Origin of the sequence: Chryseobacterium wanjuense (genome assembly GCF_900111495.1) — a bacterium.
Taxonomy (GTDB): domain Bacteria; phylum Bacteroidota; class Bacteroidia; order Flavobacteriales; family Weeksellaceae; genus Chryseobacterium; species Chryseobacterium wanjuense.
The window spans coordinates 1,684,281-1,710,334 of the sequence record NZ_FOIU01000001.1 but is presented as its reverse complement, the minus strand read 5'-3'; the positions used below and the strand labels follow the sequence as shown (position 1 = coordinate 1,710,334).

The 26,054-nt window shown below is 36.2% G+C and carries 17 protein-coding genes; 11 read left to right on the top strand and 6 right to left on the bottom strand.

The window, feature by feature from the left end:
• Positions 1 to 16: 16 nt before the first annotated feature.
• The 3 genes from BMX24_RS07820 to BMX24_RS07810 all read right to left on the bottom strand — a co-directional run bounded on the left by BMX24_RS07820 (position 17) and on the right by BMX24_RS07810 (position 5,969).
• Positions 17 to 1,036 carry a pectinesterase family protein gene (locus BMX24_RS07820; RefSeq protein WP_089791474.1) on the bottom strand — a complete coding sequence of 340 codons (1,020 nt, stop codon included), beginning with the start codon at positions 1,034 to 1,036 and terminating at the stop codon, positions 17 to 19.
• A gap of 84 nt (positions 1,037 to 1,120) precedes the next feature.
• Positions 1,121 to 2,944 (bottom strand): RagB/SusD family nutrient uptake outer membrane protein, encoded by a 1,824-nt coding sequence (locus tag BMX24_RS07815; RefSeq protein WP_089791473.1) that lies wholly within the window; start codon positions 2,942 to 2,944, stop codon positions 1,121 to 1,123.
• A 10-nt stretch (positions 2,945 to 2,954) separates the two neighbouring features.
• The gene (locus BMX24_RS07810) at positions 2,955 to 5,969 is read right to left on the bottom strand and encodes a SusC/RagA family TonB-linked outer membrane protein (protein WP_089791472.1); all 3,015 of its coding nucleotides are present in this window, start codon (positions 5,967 to 5,969) and stop codon (positions 2,955 to 2,957) included.
• Between the two features lie 884 nt (positions 5,970 to 6,853).
• On the opposite strand from BMX24_RS07810, the gene kduI reads away from it, so the two are divergent.
• The 9 genes from kduI to BMX24_RS07765 all read left to right on the top strand — a co-directional run bounded on the left by kduI (position 6,854) and on the right by BMX24_RS07765 (position 17,676).
• Positions 6,854 to 7,690, top strand: a complete 837-nt coding sequence (gene kduI, locus BMX24_RS07805) for a 5-dehydro-4-deoxy-D-glucuronate isomerase (RefSeq protein ID WP_089791471.1) — start codon at positions 6,854 to 6,856, stop codon at positions 7,688 to 7,690.
• An 8-nt stretch (positions 7,691 to 7,698) separates the two neighbouring features.
• Positions 7,699 to 8,481, top strand: a complete 783-nt coding sequence (locus tag BMX24_RS07800; protein WP_089791470.1) for a gluconate 5-dehydrogenase — start codon at positions 7,699 to 7,701, stop codon at positions 8,479 to 8,481.
• An 18-nt stretch (positions 8,482 to 8,499) separates the two neighbouring features.
• Positions 8,500 to 9,897, top strand: coding sequence for a glucuronate isomerase (gene uxaC / locus BMX24_RS07795; protein WP_089791469.1), 1,398 nt, complete (start codon positions 8,500 to 8,502; stop codon positions 9,895 to 9,897).
• Between the two features lie 262 nt (positions 9,898 to 10,159).
• A complete protein-coding gene (locus BMX24_RS07790) occupies positions 10,160 to 11,167 on the top strand; it encodes a sugar kinase (RefSeq protein WP_089791468.1) in 1,008 nt (335 codons plus the stop codon).
• Between the two features lie 229 nt (positions 11,168 to 11,396).
• Entirely contained in the window at positions 11,397 to 12,056 is a 660-nt protein-coding gene (locus tag BMX24_RS07785) for a beta/alpha barrel domain-containing protein (protein ID WP_089791467.1), read from the top strand.
• Between the two features lie 156 nt (positions 12,057 to 12,212).
• Complete coding sequence (locus BMX24_RS07780; RefSeq protein WP_089791466.1) at positions 12,213 to 13,742, top strand: MFS transporter; 1,530 nt, start codon at positions 12,213 to 12,215, stop codon at positions 13,740 to 13,742.
• 84 nt (positions 13,743 to 13,826) lie between these two features.
• Complete coding sequence (locus tag BMX24_RS07775) at positions 13,827 to 15,290, top strand: tagaturonate reductase (protein ID WP_089791465.1); 1,464 nt, start codon at positions 13,827 to 13,829, stop codon at positions 15,288 to 15,290.
• A gap of 8 nt (positions 15,291 to 15,298) precedes the next feature.
• Positions 15,299 to 16,915, top strand: coding sequence for a UxaA family hydrolase (locus BMX24_RS07770; RefSeq protein WP_089791464.1), 1,617 nt, complete (start codon positions 15,299 to 15,301; stop codon positions 16,913 to 16,915).
• A 194-nt stretch (positions 16,916 to 17,109) separates the two neighbouring features.
• Positions 17,110 to 17,676 (top strand): dual specificity protein phosphatase family protein, encoded by a 567-nt coding sequence (locus BMX24_RS07765; protein ID WP_089791463.1) that lies wholly within the window; start codon positions 17,110 to 17,112, stop codon positions 17,674 to 17,676.
• A gap of 271 nt (positions 17,677 to 17,947) precedes the next feature.
• Here the strand turns inward: BMX24_RS07765 and BMX24_RS07760 are convergent, their stop codons facing one another.
• The 3 genes from BMX24_RS07760 to BMX24_RS07750 form a co-directional block, all read right to left on the bottom strand.
• Positions 17,948 to 18,976, bottom strand: coding sequence for a LacI family DNA-binding transcriptional regulator (locus BMX24_RS07760; RefSeq protein WP_089791462.1), 1,029 nt, complete (start codon positions 18,974 to 18,976; stop codon positions 17,948 to 17,950).
• Positions 18,977 to 19,263: 287 nt separating this feature from the next.
• A complete protein-coding gene (locus BMX24_RS07755) occupies positions 19,264 to 19,764 on the bottom strand; it encodes a hypothetical protein (protein ID WP_089791461.1) in 501 nt (166 codons plus the stop codon).
• Positions 19,765 to 19,973: 209 nt separating this feature from the next.
• On the bottom strand, positions 19,974 to 22,175 hold the full coding sequence (locus BMX24_RS07750) for a T9SS type A sorting domain-containing protein (RefSeq protein WP_089791460.1): 2,202 nt from the start codon (positions 22,173 to 22,175) through the stop codon (positions 19,974 to 19,976).
• A 203-nt stretch (positions 22,176 to 22,378) separates the two neighbouring features.
• Here BMX24_RS07750 and BMX24_RS07745 point away from each other — a divergent pair, with 203 nt between their 5' ends.
• Together BMX24_RS07745 and BMX24_RS07740 are read left to right on the top strand one after the other, a co-directional pair.
• Positions 22,379 to 25,321, top strand: a complete 2,943-nt coding sequence (locus tag BMX24_RS07745) for a sensor histidine kinase (RefSeq protein WP_089791459.1) — start codon at positions 22,379 to 22,381, stop codon at positions 25,319 to 25,321.
• A complete protein-coding gene (locus BMX24_RS07740) occupies positions 25,284 to 26,018 on the top strand; it encodes a LytR/AlgR family response regulator transcription factor (RefSeq protein WP_089791458.1) in 735 nt (244 codons plus the stop codon). Before BMX24_RS07745 ends, BMX24_RS07740 begins: the two co-directional genes overlap by 38 nt.
• Positions 26,019 to 26,054: the final 36 nt, after the last annotated feature.

The following is a 26,054-nucleotide window of genomic DNA, read 5'->3' as shown; positions in this document are numbered from 1 at the left end:
TTTAGATTTAAAATTATTAAAAAAGTTTGGTCACGTTCCAGTGGTCTTTTCCTTTTAAAATGGTGTTTTTTGTGTATTTTTTTCTTTCTTCTTGGGTTAATTGATACGACCATGAAACCCGTTTAGAACTGTTGGCTCCTACACCTTTGGAATTGGATTCTGCGTAGAAAGTTGTCTTTTCTGCGTCGGGCTTGTTCCAGTTGTGCCATCCTTCAGTTTTTATGGCTGCATTCATTTCACAGTCGATGTAAACGGTTTTGGCAAAAGGCCTCCAGGGTCTTCCTAAATACACTGAATTTTCCTTTGCGTTTCCGGTAATTTTAGAATTAATAAAAACAAATCCGAACTCGTTTTCCTGTGGGGTAGAAGCGGCTGTGATGTAGCTTGCAGTTTCTTTGGAGTAAATCGTACAGTTTTCGAAAACGGCGGTTCCGGCTCCGAAAATATAGTCTGTTGTACCTTCGATGTAGCAGTTTTTGAAATAATTTCTTGAAGGTTTTGTCTTATCGGTAAGGTCTTGCGCTCCTTTTAAATATAAAGTATCCTGATTTCCCAGGAATCTGCAGTTTTCAAAAGCGATCCTGTCGCCGGAGGTCAAAACGGCAACGGCTTGACCGACTCTTCCTGAACTGTTTTCAAACGAAATATTTTTTGCCGTAAAATCATTTGAGTAAATAAAAATCGTCGAAGAGTTCGTTGTTCCGATATCTTTTCCTTCTGAGTTCTTTTTTGAAGCAAAATCATCGTAAGTGATCATCGTATTTTCAGGATTTTCACCTTCCATTAGAATGGCACCTTTAGTTTCGGGAACGGTAATTTTTTCTTTGTAAATTCCTGATTTAATAAAAATTTTCGTTCTTGTAGAAGAACCGTTTTCAACGGCGTCGATGGCTTGCTGTACGGTGGTGAAATTGCCTTTTCCGTCTTTTGAAACCACGATTATTCTATCATTAGTTTTAAAAGAAAGAAGACTTATCCATAGCATCGATAAGATTGAAAATAATTTTAAATTTTTAATAAAAGTGAAAGTTTTCATTGAAAAATTTTTGAGTTAAAATACAGACTTCTCTTGTGAGGGAGAAAGCCTGTATTTCTTTGATATGAATGTGAAATTTTTTATCTAATATCCATAATCTTGTGTAAGAGCAGGATTATTCTGAATAAACTCGAAATAAATCGGTAATAATTCTCTTTTGTTGGGTTCAAAATATTGAGCATATCCCGCAGAAGGATCATTTACATACGTTGGCAATATGCCGGATCTCCATGCAATTTTCTTGTAACCTGCCGGAATGGTAGCCGATTGTGTAGGCAAATAAAATACCTCTGACTTATCTGATCCGATGGTATAAACGTCTATTGCGCTCACATTTTGCTGAGCCGTTTTTGTAGGATCGTACACCGAATTTTTGTAGTAAATATCAGAAGGAACATTGGCATAAGCACCCACACCATTGATGAAATCTGTAAGTTTCTGCTTTGTTTCTGCAATTTTTGAAGCAATAAGATTCCATCTGATCAGGTCATATTTTCTGATGCCTTCGGAACCAAGCTCAAGCAATCTTTCTTTAACGATATAATTGAAGAACCCGACTTTATCCGTAGGAATGGTTCCTATTTGCCCTAAATTTCCTGCATAAGCCCTGCTTCTTACAGCTCTTACCGCATTGATGGCTTCCTGAGAAGGCCCTCCGTGAAGTTCGTTATCTGCCTCTGCAAACATCAGCATGACGTCGGAAAGTCTTAATAATGGCCAGTCAACGGCAAGGGTTTGTGAAGGTCCTGTGATATTCGTCCATGATTTTCTGTATTTAGAATCCGTCCATGAGTTGGAAGCCACGAGTTCTGCCTGATTGGAGTTGTTGATTTTAAAAATACCAACGTTCATGTCTCTTCTTAGATCATATTTGGTAAATTCGTAGAAATAGATTGGTAAAGCATTGATACCGCCGCCACCTTTCCAGTTGGAGTTGTCATCATGCTTAAGACCGTTGTAATATCCTATTTTAGAGTCGGTTCTGGTACCCCCTCCGAATGCTCCGACTGCGAAGATAACTTCATTGGTTGCATCCTGAGAATTGGAGTGCAAAGCTCTGAAAACGTTTTCGTAGCTAGGATTTAATGAATGTTCACCACTGTGATCCATAATATCTTTACACTCATCATAAGCAATCTGATAATATTTTGTAGGATTTGATCCCTGTGCCATTACCTGCGGACTTCTTCTCAAAGACCACCCGGCTCTTGCCAAAGCTATTCTTGCTCTAAGACCTTTTATGGCACCTTTGGAAATCCTGTTGCTTGTGGTTCCGCCTTCTGATCTCCAGGGAACCAGCGCTGAAGCTTTTGCTAAATCTTCAATGATCTGTTCGTAGATGACATCACGGTCTGTCTTAGGCTGATTTTGTTCGGTAACATCAGATGCAGGAACAAGGTAGAAAGGTACATCGCCCCAGTTTCTGATCAGTTCGTAATAATATTGTGCTCTGAGAGTCAGTGCTTCTCCTAAATATCTGTCCATTAATTTTTTATCATCTACCGTACCATTCTGGTAAACAGGTGACAAAGGAATATTTTTGATCACAAGATTGGCTCTTTCAATTCCTGTGTATAATTTAGCAAAAGGATTATTTAATTCTGTATTGGTAGGACATGCACCAAAAGTGGCAACCCCTCTTCTGTCGTTACAGTTGTAACTTCCTGAAGTTCTGAAATCATCTCCGGATTGAGGAATAATTAATGATAATCGTTGTCCGTACCCGTCATCACCTCCAAGCTGGGAATAAACACCCACTAACGCTGAAAATGTATCTGCTGTGCTGTCAAACTGCTGTGCTTCTGAAATACTTGAAAGGTTTTCCGGATTCAGGAAATCGCTGCAGGAAGTGAAAAATAAGGCTCCTGCCAGACAAGTTATAATAAATATTGATTTGTTCTTTTTCATGTTTAATTTTTTAGAAAGTGATATCTACTCCTGTTACAAAGAATCGGCTTCTCGGATAAGCTGCATAGTCTACTCCCGGAGTCAGAGGGTTTCTTCTTGTACTGGCTTCCGGATCGTAGCCTGAGTACCCGGTAATGACAAACAGGTTGTTTACCGTTGCATATAATCTGAAGTTTTTCACACCGATCATTTCTAAAGAACCTTTTGGAAGTGTATAACCGATGGTAACATTATTTAATCTTAAAAAAGATCCATCTTCAATACCGTAAGAATGGAGAATATACTGACCTGTAGGTGGAGTCCACATTGTTGTATTGGCGTTTAATGCGGCCAATGCTGTAGGATCATTTACTTTCACTCCGTTGCTGTCAAACCATCTCCAACGATCGGCCACTTCTGCAGCCATGTTGTTGTCTCTGTAAAGGTATTGAGTGGTATTTTCGATTTTATTGGCGTTGTATACTTTGTTTCCGACAGAGAAATTGAAGAACAGGCTCATATCAAAATTTCTATATCTGAATGTCTGATTAAACCCTCCGTAGAACTTTGGCTGAGCGCTTCCGAGCTCTGTTCTGTCGGCGTCGGTGATTTGTCCGTCACCATTAAGGTCTTTTAATTTAAGATCTCCCGGCTGTACGGCTTTAGCTCCCAATGCAATAGCACTGCTGCTTGGTACGCCTGCTTTTAAAGTATATACCTGAGTGGTAGGATTATAATTAAAATCTCCAATTTCGTATCTTCCTTCGGTTACATATCCGTAATAGGTTCCTACAGGGCTTCCAACTTTAGCAATAAAGTCAAAACCTCCGATTCCTCCTGACTGTACAAGATAAGAATCTACCCCTTGTCGTACGCTGCTTCCAAGACTTAGGATCGTATTTTTATTGGTAGAAATATTGGCATCCATCTTCCAGGTAAAGTTTTCTTTGTTTACAACGACACCTCCCACGGTAAATTCAAGACCTTTGTTTCTTGTCTTACCTGAGTTCTGAAACTGGTTTGAATAGCCCGGGAAAGGCACTTTAGCCAAAACCAAAAGATCTTTGGTATCTGTAATATAGGCATCTGCGCTACCATAAAGCCTGCCATTGAAAAACTCAAAATCTATACCTGCATTTTTAGAAACGGTGGCTTCCCATTTCACATCAGGATTTGCCTGAGTGGTAGATACTGCTGCTCCCGGTGTAACAGAAGTTCCGAAAACATATCCGTTATTGGCATTAATATTATAAAAATTAGCCCATAGGTAAGAAGTAATCCTGTTATTTCCCGAAAGACCGTATCCTACACGAAGCTTTAATTCATCAAGCCAGTTAACATCTTTAAGGAATTTTTCTTCTTTAAGTTTCCAGGCTAAGGAAGCGGCAGGGAAATATCCCCATTGGTTTCCTTTCATAAAAACGTTGGATCCGTCGGCTCTTACGGAAGCTGTAACGATATATTTATTAGCAAAAATATAATTTACACGTCCGAAGAACGATGCCAAACGATCCGGAGCCAAAACTGCAGTTCTTGGCGCATCCTGTATCAATCCTGCAGGTGGGGTAGCGGCACCTATATTGGCAAAGGCTTCTTCCGGAAGTATTGATTTCGGGAACCATTTTACATACGTATTGCTGGATTCTCCGTCTGTCTGTACGATTTCCTGGCCTAATAGAATATCAAGTTTGTGCTGACCGAATTTTTTGGTATAATTTAAAGTATTGGTATTGGTAATTCTTCTGGTCTGAGATCTGTCGAGCTGCACAATCGGCATATCGGCATTGGCTCTTGCCTGAGCTGTTACTGTTCCCCAAAACTGGTTGGTAGAAATATCTCTTTGTACATATCCTACAACACTTCGGAATGTCAGATCTTTCGTGATGTTATAATTAATGTATGCATTCAATAACAAGTCATTGATTCTGTTATCTCTTACCTCATTATCATTTAAAATAAGTGGATTTACAAGATTGGTATTGGTGGCATAACTAGGGTCAAACTCATCGATCGGAACATTGGATCCGCCCTCAAAAGGCTGGTATCTTACCGAGTTTCTGAGCCTGTTGTTGCTTTGTGATCCCGTGCTGGAAGTTCCCACGCCGGTCGTTAATGATCTTCCGTATCTTGCATTGACTCCGAATTTAAGCTTTTTGCTGATGTCATAATCATACTTAAAATTGGCCATGCTTCTTTTAAAGCCGGAGCCAAGCATAATCCCGTCTTCATCTACATGATTTAAAGTAAAAGCAAAAGCAGATTTGTCGGAGCCGCCATTTACAGAAAGGTTATGGGTAAAGTTGAATGCTTCTTTCCCAAAAAGCTCATCCTGCCAGTCTCTTTTCTGAATGGTTTTGTACTTGTCCAATTCCTGAAACGTACTTCCGTATCTTTGATCGAAAGCATCAATATCAGTTTGTATACCGTTCTTTTTGTATAATTCGTACTGGTACATCACAAACTCGTAAGGGTCGAGCACAGGAAGGGTATTCATGATTTTTCTTACCCCTGTAAAACCGTTATAGTTAATGGTTGTTACAGCTTTTTTGCGTCCGCTTTTTGTGGTGATCAAAACAACACCGTTTGCTCCTCTGGAACCGTAGATAGACGTGGAGGAAGCGTCTTTCAAAACTTCGATAGATTCTATTTCCTTTGGAGAAAGAATGCTCATGGCATTATCCATCTGTATTCCGTCTACGATGTAGAGTGGGGCGTTGCTTCCGGTGATAGACGTTCCGCCACGGATTGTGATATCTATATCACCCCCTGGCTTTCCTTCACTCGACTGAACCTGTACACCGGCAAGTCTTCCCTGGATGGCCTCGGCCGCAGAGTTTACCGGCATATCCTTTAATGCTTCTCCTTTTACAGATGATACTGCGTTGGTAACATCTTTTTTAGAAACCTTGTTATAGCCTACCAAAACCACTTCGTCGATATTGGTTTCTTTGTCTTTTTTGGTTTCTGTTTCTTGAGCCATTGCAAGGACAGGAAGTAAAAAGAAAGTTAAATATAACCACTTTATTGATTGTACTTTTTTATCCATTTTGTATCCTTATAGTTTTAATTTTGGTTGAAAGTTTTTTTTCAATCATTTTTGTTTTTTTGTGGATTTTGTAAGTATTCTACGGATTTTTAGTGGTCAATATCTTCTAAAATTCTTTACGCATTTTAGAGTGCAATCGATTGCGTAATTTTTCATAAAAAATATCTTGGCTTCTAAACTAATATTATTTTCCAATACGCAAAGAAAAAAAAGTTATTTTTTCATTAATTTGATTGTTTAGGTTATTAAAATTTACAAAACATTTGTTAGTTAGGTTGAATTAAATAGTTAATAATCAATAATTTAATTTTATTTTAATATTTTATAATAAAGTTTAAAAAAATATAAATTTCTCTCTTATTTAAGATTTAAAAACTTAAAATTTGGTTAAAATCTGCCGGATTTTTAGCTTAAAAAATTCCCAAAATTGATACTCAGAAACAAAATTTTAATCTTATTCCTGATTTTTGTCATCTTTTTAATCTTGAATATTTAATGATTTTTTTAAGTTGATAAGGTTTAAACTTATTATCTATTATATATTGAACGGAAATAGGATTATTATTATCAATATTGTATTCCGTATTTTGCTATTTTCTTTTGGCATAATTTTATTTTAAATAAGAAGGCAAGGTTAATTTTTGGTTAATTTTTAAAATGGTTTTTCTTTAAAATTTATTCGATTTTGTCATAAATTTTAATTTTATTTATTTGTAAATCAGTTTTTTGTAAATTAAAATTAATTTTTTGTTAACTAATTGAAGAATAATGATATATTTATACCACAAGTATTTCTACAAAATTTTAGTGTAATTTTATGCAATCGATTACGCATTGTTTAACAGGTTTTGATAAAACCGCAAAAAGAAAAAGTATAAAGTAGTATGACACAATCAGAATTTCGTTACGCCCATCATCCCGAAGATGTAAAGAAGTATACCACTGAAGATCTTAGGAGGGAGTTTCTAATCCATGATTTATTTAATGAAGATAAGGTAAAATTAGTCTATTCTATGTACGACAGGCTTATTGTAGGAGGTATTATGCCTTCAACACAAGCTTTGAAACTGGAACCGACAGACGATCTGAAAGCTCAGCATTTTCTTGACAGAAGAGAGCTGGGAATCATCAACGTAGGAGGTGCCGGAAAAATAACGGTAGATGGTGAAGTATACGAACTTGGAAACAAAGAAGCGTTATACATCGGAAAAGGAGCTAAAGAAATAGTTTTTGAAAAGTCAGGTGATGCACAACCTTATTTTTACATTAATTCAGCTCCGGCGCATCATACCTATCCGACTAAGAAAATCACGAAAAACGAAGCCGAGATTGTAGAATTGGGTGAAGAAAAATATGCCAACAAACGTACGATCAATAAACTGATTGTCAATTCTGTTCTTGAAACCTGTCAGTTACAAATGGGAATGACAGAGCTTCAGCCCGGAAGCGTTTGGAATACAATGCCTGCGCATACGCACACCAGAAGAATGGAAGCTTATTTCTATTTCGATCTGGAAGAAGGGCAGACGGTAAGTCATTTTATGGGGCAGCCTCATGAAACCCGACATATTTTTATGACCAACAGACAAGCGGTTTTATCTCCGGAATGGTCTATCCACTCAGGAGTCGGAACTTCAAATTATACTTTTATCTGGGGTATGGCCGGAGAAAATATGGACTATGGCGATATGGACGGTATCAAAACAAACGAACTAAAGTAATTTTTCCAATGAATTTATTTGATTTATCCGGTAAAGTAGCCGTTGTAACGGGCGGTACTCACGGATTAGGAATGGCAATGGCAGAAGGTCTTGCCGCAGCAGGTGCTGAACTGGCGATCACAAGTACAACCCCGTCAAAATTAGAGGAAGCTTTAAACTATTATCATTCAAAAGGATACAAAGCAACCGGATATATTTTTGACGTTACAGACGAGCTGGAAGCCGCTCAGAAAGTAGCTTTGATGGAAGCTACCCATGGAAAAATAGACATCCTTGTCAACAACGCAGGAATCATCAAACGTATTCCGGCGATTGATATGGAGGTGGAAGACTTTAGAAAAGTAATCGATGTAGATCTTACGGGACCTTTTATCATGTCGAAATTAATCGGCAAACATATGATCAAAAGAAAATCCGGAAAGATCATCAACATCTGCTCAATGATGAGTGAGCTGGGTCGTGACAATGTAGTCGCTTACGCTTCTGCAAAAGGCGGACTGAAAATGCTTACCAAAAATCTGGCGACAGAATGGGCAAAACACAATATTCAGGTGAACGGAATAGGTCCCGGATATTTTGCAACTTCTCAGACAGAGCCAATCCGAGTGGATGGGCATCCTTTCAACGATTTTATCATCAGCAGAACTCCGGAAGGAAGATGGGGGAACCCAGAAGATCTTGCTGGAACGGCTATTTTCCTTGCTTCGGACGCAAGCAGATTCATCAATGGACAAATTATTTATGTTGATGGAGGAATTTTAGCGACCATCGGAAAACCTGCTAATGAATAACAACAGAATTAGATTAGAATGAAACCTTTTATTACAGATCAATTTTTATTACAAAATAAATACGCCGAAGAATTATATTTCAAGTATGCAGAAAAGCAACCGATCATTGATTATCATAATCATTTGATTCCCAAAGATATTGCCGAAGACACTGTTTTCGAAAATATCTCAAAGGTTTGGATTGCAGGCGACCATTACAAATGGAGAGCGATGCGTACCATGGGTGTGAACGAAAAATTCATCACGGGAGATGCTTCAGATAAAGAAAAATTTGAAGCTTGGGCAAAAACAGTTCCTTATACTTTGAGAAATCCTTTGTACCACTGGACACATTTAGAATTAAAAAGATATTTCGGAATTGATGAATTATTAAATGCAGACAACGCATCAGAAATTTACGAAAACATCACCGCTCAGCTTCAGACTCCTGAAAAATCGACAAGAGGTTTATTAAAAATGATGAATGTAGAATCTCTGTGCACAACAGAAGATCCTACAGATCTATTGAATTACCATCAGGATTTGGCGAAAAGTGACTTCTCTATTAAAGTAAGTACAGCTTTCCGTCCTGATAAAGCAATTTTGATTGAAAACCACAATTTTGCAGATTATATTTCAAAATTAGGCGAATCAGCCGGAATTGAAATTAATTCTTACCAGACTTTGTGCGATGCTTTAATCAAAAGAATTGAATATTTCCACGAAAACGGATGCAGATTGTGCGACCACGGATTGAATAATATTTCTTTTGAAGAATTCACAGAAGCTGAAGTTAGTGCTATTTTCAATGACAAAATTGCAGGAAAAGTAATCGCCGAAAAGCAGGTAAATCAGTTTAAAACAGCTATTTTATTATTCTTAGGTGAAGCTTACCATAAATTTGGTTGGGTTCAGCAGTTCCACTTGGGAGCATTGAGAAATAATAACGAAAGAATGCACAGAATTCTAGGCCCTGATACGGGTTGGGATTCTATCGGTGACTTCGTTCAGGCTGAAACTCTGTCTAAATTATTGAATGCTTTAGACGGAAAAGATAAATTAACAAAGACCATTTTATATAATTTAAATCCTGCCGATAATGAGATTTTCGCCACAATGATCGGGAATTTCAACGATGGCAGCATCAAAGGAAAAGTACAGTTCGGCTCAGGATGGTGGTTCCTTGACCAGAAAGACGGAATGATCAAGCAGATGAATGCCCTTTCGAACATGGGATTGATTAGCTGTTTCGTTGGAATGTTGACGGATTCCCGAAGTTTCCTTTCGTACCCGAGACACGAATATTTCAGAAGAGTATTGTGTAATCTTTTCGGCGAAGAAATGAAAAACGGTGAATTACCTGATGATATTGAGCTGATTGGTAAAACAATTTCCGATATTTGTTATCATAATGCTAAAAATTATTTTGATTTTTAATAAGAGTTTTTAAAGTTGGAAATCACAAAGGCGCAAGGATTTTATCTAGGATAAAATTTTACGATTCAATAGTTCGACAAGCTCACTAAAGGATTAAATTAATAGAAGGGTAACTAACAATTAGTATTAGGAATGTCACACTGAGCCTGTCGAAGTGCTTTGAGCCTTAAAGAAGTGTTAAAATTAAAAACCTCGCGCCTTTGCGATTTCCAACAAGTAATATCAGAATTAAAAATAGAGAAAAGTTTATTTAAATTAAAAAATGAGCAACAAAATAGTCACTTTCGGAGAAGTCATCATGCGACTTTCGCCACCCGGAAACAGAACCATGAAGCAAAGCCACGAAATGGAATTCTTTTTCGGCGGAACAGAGCTTAATGTAGCATCTTCGTTGGCAACAATGGGTTGTGACGTGAGACATATCAGCAGTGTTTCTGATGATTTCGTAGGTGAATCGGCGGTTTCTTTCATCAAAAGTTTTGGAATCGATACAACTTTTATCAACAAAAATGATCATCCTCTTGGATTGTACTTTTTGGAGGTGGGTTCATCAGTTCGCGCCAGCAGAATTGCTTACAACAGATTGAACGGTTCTTTTGCGAATATTAAATCCGAACAAATTGACTGGAAAAAAGCCCTTGAGGGCTGCCAATATTTCCACTGGACAGGCATCAGCCCCGGAATTTCAGAATCGGCTTATGAAAGTTTAAAAAAAGGTTTACAAACAGCCCGTGAACTGGGAATTGAAGTGACTACTGATCCGGCTTACCGTTCCAACCTCTGGAAATACGGCAAAAATGGGAATGAAGTTTTGAAAGAATTGGTTTCATATTCAACGATTTTCATTGGTGGTGTAAATGAAATCAATGAAATTCTCGGAACTCAGTTTTCATCGGATAAAGAAGGTTTTATCGAAGCCTGTAAAGAATTAAAACAACAAATTCCTTCTATTCATAAGATTTTCGACAAAATAAGAATCGGCGTTACAGCAAGTTCTCAGCAAACGCAGGGAAGAGCTTTGGTAGAAGATAATTATTTTGAAACGGAACTTTTGGAAGTGAATCCTGTAGTCGACCGAATTGGAACGGGGGATGCTTTTGCAGCAGGTTTGATTTATGGCTTAATCAATTTTGATGATGAAAAAGCATTGAAATTTGCCAACGCAGCCTGCGCGATCAAACATACAATTCCGGGAGACATTAATTACTGCAGTGTAGAAGATATTCTGGAAGTAATGAACGGAGATTCAGGAGGAAGAATAAAAAGATAATTGGCCTTTAGCTTTTAGCTATTTGTTTAGAATTAAAATAAAAACTTTGTTATCTTATTTAAGTGAAACGCCTTTGCGAACTTAAAAATATACATCAAGTTTTTAAAAAGAAAATCTTTGCGCTCTTTGCGTTAAAAACAAAGATTAAAAAAAGTCTTGCAAGTACAGCATACTAAAGGATGGATTTAATTCCATCAAAAATTATTTTTAAACAAGATAATTAAACAAAATGACAAAAATTCAATCAGTTACCAATACTATCACTAACCAAGGGGTTTTACCTCTGTATTATAACGCTGATGAAACAGTAACTTTAGAAATATTGAGAGCACTTTATAAAGCCGGAATCCGCGCAGTAGAATATACAAGCCGTGGTGAAGCAGCATTGAGTAATTTTACGAAAATGGTAGAAATCCGCAATGCGGAAATGCCGGAAATGCTTTTGGGAATCGGAACAATAAAGAATGTACAACAAGCTGAAGAATATTATAAAGTGGGTGCAGATTTCTTTATCAGTCCGGGTTTTGTGGCGGAAGTTGCAGAATTTTTAATTCCGAAAGACTTGCTGTATAGCCCGGGTTGCATGACTCCGACAGAGATTATTGAAGCTGAAAACTCAGGGGTAACTTTCGTTAAATTATTTCCGGGAAATGCTTTAGGAACCGGATTTATGAGTGCCATTAAAGATGTTTTCCCAAATCTGAAATTCATGCCGACCGGTGGAGTAGATACAACAAAAGAAAGCATTGAAAGCTGGTTCAAAGCCGGTGTTTCAGCAGTGGGAATGGGAAGTAAATTGGTAAGCAAGGAATTGATGCTTGCTAAAGATTATTTAACTATAGAAAACGAAACCAAAAAAGTACTGGAAATTATCCAGACTTTAAAATAATGATGTTTAAATAACTAAAACACTTTGTGGTCTTAGTTGAGTGAAATGCCTCTGTGAACTTAAAAATATACATCAAATTTTAAAAAGAAAATCTTCGCGGGCTTTGCATTAAAAACAAATATCATTATTAAAAAACAAACTAATTCTAAAATAAATATGAGTTCAGTTAAGTCTCCTAAACCGAGCACCTTCAGATGGACGATATGCTTCTTGCTGTTCATTGCGACTACGATCAATTATCTTGATCGTCAGGTTTTATCTTTGACGTGGAAAGATTTTATCGCTCCGGAATTTCACTGGAACAATAATGATTACGGAAATATCACTGCATTATTCTCTATTTTCTATGCGATCGGGATGCTTTTTGCCGGAAAATTCGTGGATTGGCTGGATACCAAAAAAGGGTTTCTTTGGGCAATCGGGATTTGGTCTGTCGGTGCGGTTTTACACGCTTTTTGCGGAATTGCAACATCAGGAATCCTTACGGGAAACTGGCTGGCTGGTTTTAACGGATCTAAAGAACTGATTTCAACAGTTTCCGACACTTCAGCGATCATCAGCACGAGTGTGACATTGTTCATTTTTGCACGTTTTGTACTGGCCATCGGTGAAGCGGGAAATTTCCCGGCAGCGATCAAAACTACGGCAGAATATTTTCCTAAAAAAGACAGAGCATTTTCTACCAGTATCTGGAATGCAGGAGCTACAGTGGGAGCTTTGGCAGCACCAATTACGATTCCTTTCATTGCAAAATCAATGGGTTGGGAATGGGCATTTATCATTATTGGTGCTTTAGGATTTTTATGGATGGGACTTTGGGTATTTTATTACAAAAAACCTCATTTGCATCATAAAGTTAACGAACATGAGCTTACGTACATTAATCAGGATCAGGACGATGCGCCAAAAGAAGATACAAGTATTCCGGAAAAGAAATTCACGTTCAGAGAATGTTTCAGCTACAGACAGACGTGGGCTTTTGCCTTCGGAAAATTTATGACAGATGGTGTTTGGTGGTTCTTTTTATTCTGGACACCGGCGTATTTAAGTTCGGTTTACAAAATGGATTCCACGCAAAGTGCATTTCCTTTGTTCGTCCTTTATATGATCACTTTATTGTCGATCATCGGAGGATGGCTTCCCAAATATTTTGTTGAAAAGAAAGGAATGAACGCTTATACAGGAAGAATGAAAGCGATGTTAATTTTCGCATTTTTCCCTTTGTTAGCGCTTTTAGCACAACCTTTAGGTACGATTACGTATTGGATTCCGGTGTTGATTATCGGAATTGCAGGAGCCGCGCACCAGGCGTGGTCGGCAAATATTTTCTCGACAGTCGGCGATATGTTCCCAAAAAAAGCCATCGCTACCATCACAGGAATTGGCGGAATGGCAGGAGGAATCGGTTCATTTTTAATCAATAAATCATCAGGATTATTGTTTGATCATGCTCACAAAGCCTGGACAACCGTTGACGGAATACCTTTGCTTGAAAAATATCCTCAATACATCAACGAACGTTTACCGGAAGGATTTTTTGAGCAATTGGAAAAGTCCGGAGCAGTAGTTTCAGACGGAATTGATAAAGGTTACATGATCATTTTTTCAATATGTGCCGTTGCATACCTGATAGCATGGGTTGTGATGAAATCATTGGTTCCAAAATATAAAGTGATAAGTAAATAAATATATCCAGTCTAAACCTTCAAGGTTTGATTAAAAGAAAATTTTGCGCCTTTTGCGTTAAAAATAAAATCATCAATTAGAAAGATGGAAAATCAGATAAAACAAAAATTAAATCGTGAATTAATCGGTTCTCAGGAAAAACTTCCCATTAAAATTGTACAGTTTGGAGGTGGAAATTTCATGAGAGGATTCACAGATTATGTGATTGATAAATTAAATAAAGAAGCAGGATTCAATGCAGGAATTGTCAACGTTCAGCCGACTCCGGGAGGTTCGGTTCACAAATTGGAAGAGCAGGACAACTTGTACACCCTTTTTTCAAGAGGAATCAAAAAAGGGGAGATCATTGATACAAAACAGGTGATTTCTGCGATTCAGAAGTCGATCAATCCTTATACAAATTACGATGAATTCTTGGCGTTGGCGAAAGAAGAAGAATTAGAATTTATCTTTTCTAATACAACAGAAACAGGAATTGCTTACGACGAATCAGAAAATAATTACGCTGGTCCGCACAAGAATTTTCCTGCGAAACTAACGGTTTTATTGCATGAAAGATTCAAGCATTTCAATGGAGCTGCGGACAAAGGATTGAGAATTATCCCTTGTGAATTGATCGAGGACAATGCTTTTGCTTTAAAAGAAATTATCTTAAAATATGCCCAACTTTGGAATTTAGATTCTAACTTTATGCAATGGATTGAACAAAATAATTATTTTCATAACACGTTGGTAGACAGGATTGTTCCGGGATACCCGAAAGATGATGTGCAGACCTATGAAGATCAGCTGGATTATGAAGATCAAATGATGGTTGTCTCTGAAACGTTCTTACTTTTTGTCATTCAGGAAGCTGGAAATTTAAATGAAAGAATTCCTTTCGATACAATTGACGAACAGATTTTGGTTGTAGATGATATTCAACCCTATCGTTTAAGAAAAGTAAGAATTTTGAATGGTGGTCATACATTGATGTTGGCTCCGGCAATGTTGTCAGGAAAAGAAACGGTAAAAGAATCTATTGATGATGTATTTATTGGTAAATTTTTAAGTGAAACCATTTTTAATGAAGTAAATCCTACATTAGGTTTAGATGAAACTGAATTGAAAGATTTTGCAGAAGAAGTGTTTGACAGATTCAGAAATCCTTTTATTAAACATTATCAGGCGAGTATCGCTTTGTATTTTGTTTCTAAATTTAAAGTAAGAATTCTTCCAAGTTTGTTAAAATATGTTGAAATTAACCAAAGATTACCGCTTAATTTAACCTTCTCCTTGGCAAGTTTAATCAGATTCTATCAAGGAAGTTTTGGAGAGAAAGTCCTTCCGATAAATGATGAAGAAGCGATCATTGCGAGATTCAAAGAAATCTGGGCAACCGAAGATTATGAAAAAGTAGCAGAATTGGCGTTAAGCGAAACCACTTTCTGGGACACAGACCTTACAAAGGTTAATGGTTTGAAAGATGCAGTAGCAAAGGCTTTATGGGAAATTGACCATAATGATATCGAAACTGCATATCACAACTTTATACAATTTTATTCTTAAAAAAAATTATGCAAAAGAAAGTACTGAAAGTAAATCCCAAAGATAATGTAGTGGTCGCGCTGGTTGATTTGGCGCAGGGGGAAACTGTTACTTTGGGCGATCTTACGTATGAAATCATAAAGGATACGAAGGCAAAACACAAATTCGCTGCCGTAGATTTTGAAGATGGCGACCATATTATCATGTATGGCGTAATCGTTGGAAAAGCAAATCAAACGATAAGAAAAGGTGAAGTCATTACGACTGAAAATGTAAAACACCAAAGCGCAAAAGTAGAAGGAAAAACCGCTACTCTGGGCTGGACTCCACCGAATGTTGATAAATGGAAAGACCGTACTTTCATGGGCTATCACCGTGAAGACGGACAAGTGGGAACCGAAAACGTCTGGCTTTTCTTTCCTTTGGTATTCTGTGAAAACAAGAATATTGAAACGCTTAAAGATATTTTTGAAAGAGAATTATTGCACGAAAAAGCCAGCAAACATCAATTGTTATTAAGATCATTATTAAATGGTGGCGAAACTTCGGATGTTGCGGTGGAAGAGGAAGAAGATACAAGAATATTTAAAAATATTGATGTAAGATTTATCACCCACCAAGGTGGTTGTGGCGGAATTCGTCAGGATGCCGAAGCATTGGGAAGATTGTTTGCAGGATACGTGAATAATCCGAATGTTGCAGGAGCAACGGTTCTAAGTTTAGGCTGCCAGAATCTTCAGGTGCAGATCTTTATGGATGCGCTTCATGCTTTGGCTCCAAATAATAAAAAACCGATTGTCGTTTACGAACAACAAAAATCGGGAACGATCGATGAAATGCTGACAGGCGTAATCAAAGATTCCTACGAGGGAATTAAAAAAGCCAATGAGATAGAAAGAAAACCGGCACCCATCACAAAACTGAACATTGGGTTAGAATGTGGCGGTTCAGATGGTTTCTCAGGCATTTCTGCAAACCCTGTTTTAGGTGAGGTTTCCGACATTATGGCGGCAGTTGGAGGAACAACCATGCTTGCCGAATTTCCTGAATTGTGTGGAGTAGAGCAGGAGTTGGTCAACCGTTGTATCAATGATGAAGACGGTGTAAAATTCCTAAAACTAATGCAGGATTTTGAAAAATCTGTTGTGGCGGCAGGATCAGGTTTTGACATGAATCCGTCTCCCGGAAATATCAAAGATGGTTTAATTACCGATGCCATGAAATCTGCAGGAGCTGCCAAGAAAGGCGGTGCAGCACCAATTGTAGAAGTGCTCGACTTTACAGAATATGCTACAAAACCAGGACTTAATCTTCTGTGTACTCCCGGAAATGATGCCGAATGTACAACCGCATTGGTAGGTTCAGGTGCAACAGTTGTACTTTTTACAACAGGTCTGGGAACGCCGATGGGAAATCCTATTTCTCCGGTAGTGAAGATTTCTTCCAACACGGTTTTAGCAGAAAAAATGTCGGATATCATCGATTTTAATGCAGGAACGGTGATTAGCGGAGATCAAACCATTCCGGAAGCTGCCGATGAACTGTTAGAATACATTATAAAAGTAGCAAGCGGAGAGGTGAAAACCAAAGCCGACCTACTGAATCAAAATGATTTTATCCCTTGGAGAAGGGGCGTAAGTTTATAATTATTGTTTTAATTATATATAATATTAGGGTTGAAAATGCTTTCTACATTGTTAGGGAGCATTTTCTTTTATGTATTAATTCCAGAACTATTAATGTGTCAATAAGTAAAATCAAACATTTTTATTTCTTTCTCTGAAAAAAGATTGTAGCTTCGCAGTATTGAAAATTTTATCAAGCTAAGTTGAAAAGTAATATGGTAAAAGTAATATTAATTTCATTGTTTGTCGTTGCAGCCTTAGTTCTGGCATTTGTTTTTTATCAGAAAAAAATGCGTTATAATCTGGTGACGATCTCAGAAAATAAAGTGTACAATTCAGGTGCTGTTCCGCCGGAAAAGCTGGCCAGTTTTGTCAGCGATCACAAAATAAAAACCGTTATTGATCTGCGTGACGGACTGGTACAAACCAAACTGAATCCGGAGACCAAAAAGCAAGTGAATGACGAAGAATTTGCTGCAGACAAAATTGCCGGACTTCATTATTTTAATTTACCCACCGATCAGATCCCTGAAGACAGCACGGTACAGAAGTTTTTGAAAATTATGGATGATCCCAAAAACTATCCTGTCCTTATCCATTGTCACCACGGTGTCGGCCGTTCGCGCCTGTTCAGTTCTATTTACAGGATTGAATATGAGCATTTCACCAATGAAAAAGCCAGAGCCAATGCCCGTGAGTTTTGGGAATTTGGAACCAATTTTTCAAAAGATTCACAAAAAGGAATTTACCTTACGAATTATAAGAAAAGAGGACAGAAATAATTAATTGAGACATTAATATTAATAATTTATATCAATAAAATAAATTCAAATCAATAGAAACGGGCTTTAGCCCGTTTTTTATTATGATGAGTAATGGTCGGCTTTAGCCAAAACTTAATCTAAAAATAAACCCAGATTCTTCCTTCGTCAGAATGACAAACTAGACGTTCAATTCCTACAAGTTTTGGAAATTTTAGATTAAATTTTAATTTTTAGCGTAAGTTTCCAAGTCTTGAATTTTTGTTTCTTTTTGTTTCAAGACAAAAGAAAATCATTTCCTTTTTGAAGACTTTCTAATATAAATCTCCGGCGTCAAAACCACTTTCTTCTCCGTAGAAACACCGGAACCACTTTCTTTTATACCTTCCAAAAATACTTGTCCTGCCATTTTTCCCATCGTAACGGGAGTCTGGTCTACAGAACTCATCGGAAGCTCCATAAATTGGGTGAAAGGTTCGTTGGAAAAGCCGATAACAGCTACTTCCTGAGGTATTTTTATTTTACGCTTTTTCAATTCCTGGCAGGCTCCCAACGCCGCAAAATCACTGGACGAAAAGATGGCATCGGGAATCGATTTTTTATCCCAAAGTGTTTTAATAGCTTCTATTCCTGCATCAATCGAACTTCCGGTCGTGATGATGTTTTCTTCTTTTACTGGTAAATTATGGTCAATTAAAGCCTGTTTATAGCCATTCAGACGATTCTGGTAGATCTCAAGATTCAGGTCGCCTGAAAAATGACAGATGTTTTTATAACCTTCCTTAATGAGATGTTCGGTCGCCATATAACCGCCGCGATAGTCATCAATCGTCACTGTACTAATGCCGGGAATGTCCTTTTTACGGTCAAAAAAGATGATAGGCGTATTGGTTGTATCTAAAATATTCTGAATGTGTTCTGTATCAATTGTCGTTTTTGAAACCGACATGAAAATCCCGTCAACCTGAGCATTCAGCAGGGTATTGAGGTGTCTTTTTTCAATATTGACGTCTTCATGGCTTTGGCAGATAATCACATGATAACCAAACGGAGAAAGTTCTTCCTCAATTCCGCGGATGACGGAGGAAAAGAAGTTTGTATTCACGAAAGGAACGATGATTCCCACGTTTTTAGTTTCACCGCTTTTTAAAGCTTTGGCAAGATTATTTTGTTTATAATTCATTTCTTTGGCCGTTTTCCGTACCAAATCTTTTGTTGCCTCACTTATTCTGGGATGATCATTCAGAGCTCTCGAAACAGTGGCCACACTTACATTAAGCTTCTTTGAAATATCATATATCGTGGCACTTTTTTTATTCATACAAGTTTTTTTGTGCTGTTTTGTTTGCCAATGATTTTTGGCTGATTATTGACGTAAATTTAATCATTTTATATCTATTGGATATAATTTTTATGCAGATTAAGATTGAATAAAATCATATTAAAACTGAAAAAAGTTAAAATGTTGATTTTTTTTAATCTTTACATAAATTATAAGATGAACTTGTTTAATCTTTTGTGGTGAAATTTTCAGTTAGTTTAAAAAGACTTTAAATGGGAGTTTATTAAATCAAAAAGAACGCTTGAAGTTGAATTTATCCAATCGATTTATTTTCGGATACCGATCATTTTCAGAGCATTGGAATTTAGATAGATTTCATGAAAAGCAGTAAGAGATTCGACATCGTTCAGGGTCTGAGACGTTAAATCGTTGGTATTAAAAGAAAGTTCGATCGAATGATCATAAGAAGCTACAATTCTTACTACAGAATAGCCGTTGTAGGCAACCTCAAACCCTTCAAATAAACAGTTTTCTTCAGCTTTTTGGTAGATTCTGTATTCTTCGAAGCTTGTGTTTGGGGAATTATCATTGTCTTTTCTATTGTTGTGTTCGAGGGATTTCCAGGATTTGTAGTTTTTGGGTTCCTTCAAAACTTTTCCTTCAGCATCGATGGGTACAAACATTCCGAGGGTCAATGGCTGCTTCAGGAATCTGGCGTAGTTGTTCATCAAATTCAATGTTTGAAGATCGGCATATCCTTCATTGGAATAGTACTCAATGACAAAAGTGGTCATGGGAATGAGCTTATGGGAAGCATCGGTCGGCATAGTTAAAAAATTCTTGTCGAAAATAATTTTAATTTCGCAAATATACAAGTTTACGGGGATGGATACTAGTTTTTCTGTTTTTGAGAATAGATATATAAAGAAAAAATCCTTTAAAAATTATAATTAAAGGATTTCTTGAATAAATGAAAATGAAACAATTTTATTGTTTTTGTGCTTTTGCCTTTCAGAGTTTTAACGGCATTTACTCTTTAATTTTTAATCACTTTTTTCGTAATCACTTCTTTTTCTGTAGTAATCTTGAAAATATACATCCCTGAAGTGCTGCTGTGGATGGAAACTTTTGCTTCCTGAGAATTGATTCCCATTTGTTTCTGGATGATTCTTCCCTGTGCGTCATATACTTCAACAGATTTAATTTTTGAATCTGCATTGATTGTGACATCGCCTTTTGTGGGATTAGGATGAATTTTAATTGTTGCTGGATTTGAAGAATTTTCAGCGGTGCTTAATACTGGGCCAATATTGCAATCGCTTGTTACTATACAATTAGTATAACCATTTTGGTTAACAAGAGATTGTATATCTGATATTTGGCTTGCATCACAACAAATGTATTGAAGGGTAGGAGAATTGATAATTGAAAGAAATTCATTTCTGCCATTTTTTAGAAATAATTTATCTAAAACAGACGATTCTAAATCTACACTTTCAATATTTGAACAACCATTTAGGTTTACCGTTTTTAAAAATGTTGGCGAGTTGATTGGGGAACCAGGAGTAAAACCAGAAGTTGCTCGATATTCTAAATAATTAATCTTACTATGATTTGATAAGTCCAAGTTTTCGATTCTGTTTCCACTCAAAAAAAGCATTTCCAAATTAGGAAATGATAAAGCATTATTAAAGGAAGTTAAATTGTTATTAGATAAAAAAAGGTGCGTTATGGAAGCTGTTGAATTGGTTAAATCAATAGAATTCAATAGGTTATATTCTGCGTAAAGTTCCTTTAACGCCGGACAATTTAGAATTTTCAAATTGGTAAGATGAGATCTAGAAACAGCTACGTTGTTTAGCAGAGTACAATTATCAATTTCTAAGCTTTCCAACGAATCAGGCGTTGGGTTAGAAGATCCTAGGCTAAAGGATATTAGTTTCGGACAGTTCTTAATTACCGCAGTTTTTAATCCTTTATGATCTGATAATATAAGGGTTGCCAATAGAGGGCAGTTTTGTATGTTTAATGATTGTAAAAAGTCTGAAAAAGAAGGAAGTTGCTGTGTCATAGGATTATAACCTACACCACATATAATTTGCTCTAGTTTGGCCAATCCATTAATATTTAAATCGTTTAATATTTTGTAATTACTAATGTTTAATATTTTTAGATTGGCATTATTATTCAGCATCAAATTCTGTAATTCTTCATTAAAAGTAGGATCTGATGGGAAAAAACTAAAAGTATTCAATGTCAAATATTCCAGGTTAGTAAAAGGAGTAGCATCAAATGACGGATATTGATAGCCTAAAGAAAGAGTTTTAATGTTGGGACAGTTTATTGCTTCAATAGGGTTGGTAGCAGCATCTTTTCCAAGTTCCCGAATTTCAATTTCATTAAGTTGGGGGCAATTATTTAAATATAAATTTTGAGCTTTTTGAAGAAAAATTTTCTGCAGGCTTAAACAGTTACTCGCTAGTAATTTTTTAACATGGGAATACGAAGTTAAATTAGTGATAAGTGGAGAGTAGCTGATATCCAATTCCTCAAAGTAAGGTGAAGAAGAAGCAACAATATTTATTAAGTTTAGAAGATTGCAATGGCTCAAATCTAATTTGTTTAGCTCAATATTATTAATATTTACTTCTTTTAAGTTTGAATGATTACTTAAATTAAGCGTTAAAGGGAAGCCTATCTGATTCCCCGAAGATGCCAGTGAGACCTTTTCCAAACTGTTTAATGATTCCAGTGAAGTTAAGGTATTATTAAAAGCATTTATTGCATTATTGGAAAATTGAGGGGCGTCATTCGTAATAGTAATATTGACATTTTTTAAACTTGGTGTTCCGGAAAAAACAGGAAAAATAGAAAAAAGCCGAACTTCTACATCTGTTAAAAAATTAAGATTAGAAATATCCAATGGTATTACAGGCAAGCCACTCCCATTTTCTATTTCCATTTTTTTAACATTACTAAAAAATAAAATCCCTTGATAGTTTAATATGTTGTTATCTATAAGTACCAATTCTCCCACTTGTTCTGCTTCCGTTGTCTCTATCTCCCCATCTCCATTCGCATCAATCGCAAAATAGCTTCCACTCAAATCTTTCGCAACAGTATTAGACGGTGAAGAAGACAGAAGTTTCGCCTTAAAATTAGTGTCAGGAATATTGACGATTTGGGAATTTATCCCCAATGAAACCATCAGGGATAATAGTAATAAACTTTTTTTCATCTGTTTAATGTGTTGAGTCTTTAGTAGACATTTGTGACTGCAAAATTATATTTTTTACCAGTCCTGGATATCAAAAACGAGTAAGTGTGACGTCTCACAGAGTAAGTGTGAAAAATTTCGTTTTATGGGATAACTCTAATTTCTTTTAATAAATCCTGTTCATTAAAAAAAGTGTATATTTGCATCTCTAGCTAAACACAAATTTGAAAAAAATATATAAATACTTTTTATTTATTTTCTCTCTCTTTTCGTCATTATATTGCAGTCAGATTCCCGGATTGATCAATTATAATGAGGATGACGGGCTAAACAGCTATTATACCTACAGTATTTCTCAGGACAATAAAGGATTTATCTGGATAGGAAGTGACAACGGATTTTTCAGATTTGATGGGAAAGATTTTGTACAGTATACCAAAAAAAACGGATTAAAAAATGTTGATATTCTGGCGTGCAGACCCTTATCCAACGGGGAAATTTTTATCGCCCCGTTTCTGAATGACTTCGCGTATTTAAAAAACGGAAAAATCATTAACTCTGACCAGAATAAGGAACTTAAAAAACTGCAGTTACAGTTTAAAGATAATCCGATTATATTCAATATTAAGGACTCGATGATCCTTTATAGCTCGAGAAATCCCCAAAAAATTTTCATTTATAAAAACGAAAAAGTTAAAAGTATTCCATTATACTATCAAAGTAAATCTAAACCGGATAAGGTAGTAGGTTTTGGATTTGAAAGTGATCCTTCTTTGCTTTTTTTATCCTCTCCAGACAAGAAAATTATCGCGTATAATATTTTTACTAAAAAAGAAACGGTTTGTAATCTGTCATTAACTGAAAAAGAAGGAATATTAGTTGATAAAAAAGATTTTGTCATTGTTCAAAATGGAAAAAAAGTAGATATTTATCAGCTGGAAAACCAATTTTATTTCAGAAAAATTCATAGTTATACTTCCGAGGAAGACATTTATCATATCTCTATAGACAAAGACAACAGACTGTGGATCTGCCTGCAAAAAGGAGGCATTCTGTTTTTTAATCAGGATTTGCATCTTAGAAAAAAGCTGCCTTCTCCCGTAAAGCTTTTAAGCGACTACATTATCAACGGATTACTGGTGGATGCAGATCATAATATCTGGATGACGACAAAGAACAGTGGACTATTTTTTATTGCTGAAAAATTTTTCAAAAACTATATCAATTTACCTGTAAAGAACAATTCATCCTATATTACGGCTATTTCAGACAACGGGAAAGATATTTTCCTGGGCTACAATGAGGCAAAAGGAGGAATTTTCCATTCCAATAAAATTACAGATATCACTATTGAAGAAAACAGGAAGCTGGAACACAAAGGCATATTTTCTAAAGGCAATATTATTATTTTCGGCTTAGCTAAAGATGTTTTTATCTACAATACAATCACTAAAACTAAAAAGCTTATCCACGAGTGGAATCTGAAAAATATAATTCCTTACACGGATCATTCGGTTTTATTTTGCGTTTCTGATGCGTTGGTTGAATATAATTTTGTTAAAAATACCTATTCAGAATTAGTAAAGGAAAGAACATACACAGCGCTGCCTTATGATAGGGACAGCCTGTTTGTGGGAGATTTTAAGGATTTATTTAAGTTTAATATCAAGACAAAGAAGAAAACTTTATTTCTCGGAGATTATTATTTTACGGACATCAAAAAATTGGGATCAAATCTTTTTGTGGGCGCAACGAATCTTCAGGGAATTGTAATTTTTAATAACCAAAAAATTCTCCATAAAGTCTCGGAGGAAAACGGACTCATAACGGATCAGATAAAAAAAATCCAGGTAGAAAGCCCGAATGTTTTCTGGGCAAGTTCCAATTCCGGACTGAGCCGGGTTGAGATGAAAGGAAATTCTTTTAAAATCGATAATTTCACCCAGACGGATGGTCTTCCTTCCAATATAGTTGCAGGATGTGTTATACGGAAAGACACCATTTATGTGGGGACTTCAAAAGGATTGGGGATATTTTCAATAAAAAAGTTACTGACGCAGCAGAAATTTATCAATAAAAAAGTAATTATCAATTCTGTCGTTATCGGAGGGAAAGAATTTTTTGATCTTAATGAGAAACTTACCGGAGAATCGCCCAATAATGATGTAATTTTCAACCTTAGCTTTCCGGATTATGCTTCTCAGGGAAAGATCCATTATAAGTATAAAATCGAAGGACTCAATAAAAGTTGGTATACAGGCAATTCATCAAAGATTATTTTTAATTCTTTGCCGCCGGGAAAATATATTTTTAAAGTTTTTGGAATAGGGTATAATGGCAAGCAATCTCACACATCCACCGATCTCAGCTTTGAAATCAAGCCTAAATTTTGGCAGACTTGGTGGTTTACAGCATTGTTAATTTTATTTGGCGGAATTATTATTTTCCTTATCATCAATCTTTATTTTCAGAAAAGGAGAAATAAAAAAGTAAGGGAATTGGTATACGAAAAGAAAATTGCAGAACTCGAGCTTCAGGCAATCAAAGCGCAGATTAACCCTCATTTTATTTATAATTGTCTTAATTCTATCCAGTTTTTATTGTACAAAAAAGATTATCAGGAAACAGAAAATTATCTGGATGTTTTCTCGCAGATGATCCGCAAAACGCTTCATTATTCCGAGAAAACTTTTATGACGATAAAGGATGAAGCAGAATATCTTTCACTATATCTCAATATGGAAAAACTTCGGTTGAAAGATAAGTTTGATTATTCGATCACGGTTTCAGATAAGGTCAACCAGGAATGGACGATTCCTTCTTTGTTGATACAGCCTTTTGTAGAAAATGCGATCAAACATGGGATTTCCGGCCTTAAAGACAGGAAAGGGAATATTCAGATTTTATTTGATTATGCTGATTCTGTACTTTGTATCACGATTGAGGATAATGGTGTCGGAATTCAGAACATTGAAGGACTTCCGTCTAAGACAAATTCTTTTGGAGTGAAGCTTTCGCAGAAGAGGATAGAAACATTCAAACAATTGTTTAAAGTTGATATTCATCTGGAAATCAATAATCTGTCTGAAAACAACAAACAAGGAACACAAATAAAAATACACATACACAATGATGAAAAAACAACTAACAGCCTGCATCATCGATGATGAGCAGCACGGCCGGGATTATGTAGCCCTTCTTCTGGAAAACGAATTTCCGGAAGTGGAAGTCGTATTTCAGGGAGCGAGCGTGGAAGAAGCTTATTCCTACCTCATCAAAACAACGCCCGATATCCTTTTTCTGGATATACAGCTTGGTGACAGCAATGTTTTTGAGCTATTATCCATGTTTAAAGAGATAGAGTCGGAGATTATTTTTATTACGGCTTATGAAAATTTTGCAATTCAGGCCATAAAAAACGGAGCCACGGATTATCTTTTAAAACCAATCAAGAAGTTGGATTTTATTGTTGCGGTTAATAAAGCGCTTGAAAATATTAAAAAGAACACAGTTTTACCCGTAAATAACACACAATACGACAAAATAAGCCTGCCGACTTTACAGGGTTTTAAGCTCGTCAATATTTCAGAAATTATCCGTTGTGAAGCAGATTCCAATTATACGACATTCTATTTCACAGATAAGACGAAAATAACCGTTTGTAAAACTTTACTGGAATTTGAAGCTTTCCTTGCTGAGTACAATTTTTTCAGGATACACCATAAATATCTTATTAATCTGGCTCAATTAAAGGAATATATAAAAGGAAAAGGCGGGCAGGTTATTATGAATGATAACTCTGTTTTGGATGTTTCTGTACGCAGGAAAAACGAATTTCTTCAAAAATTGCAGGTTAGAGATTAGATTTTATTTAAATAACACTTAAACATAGAATTCCAC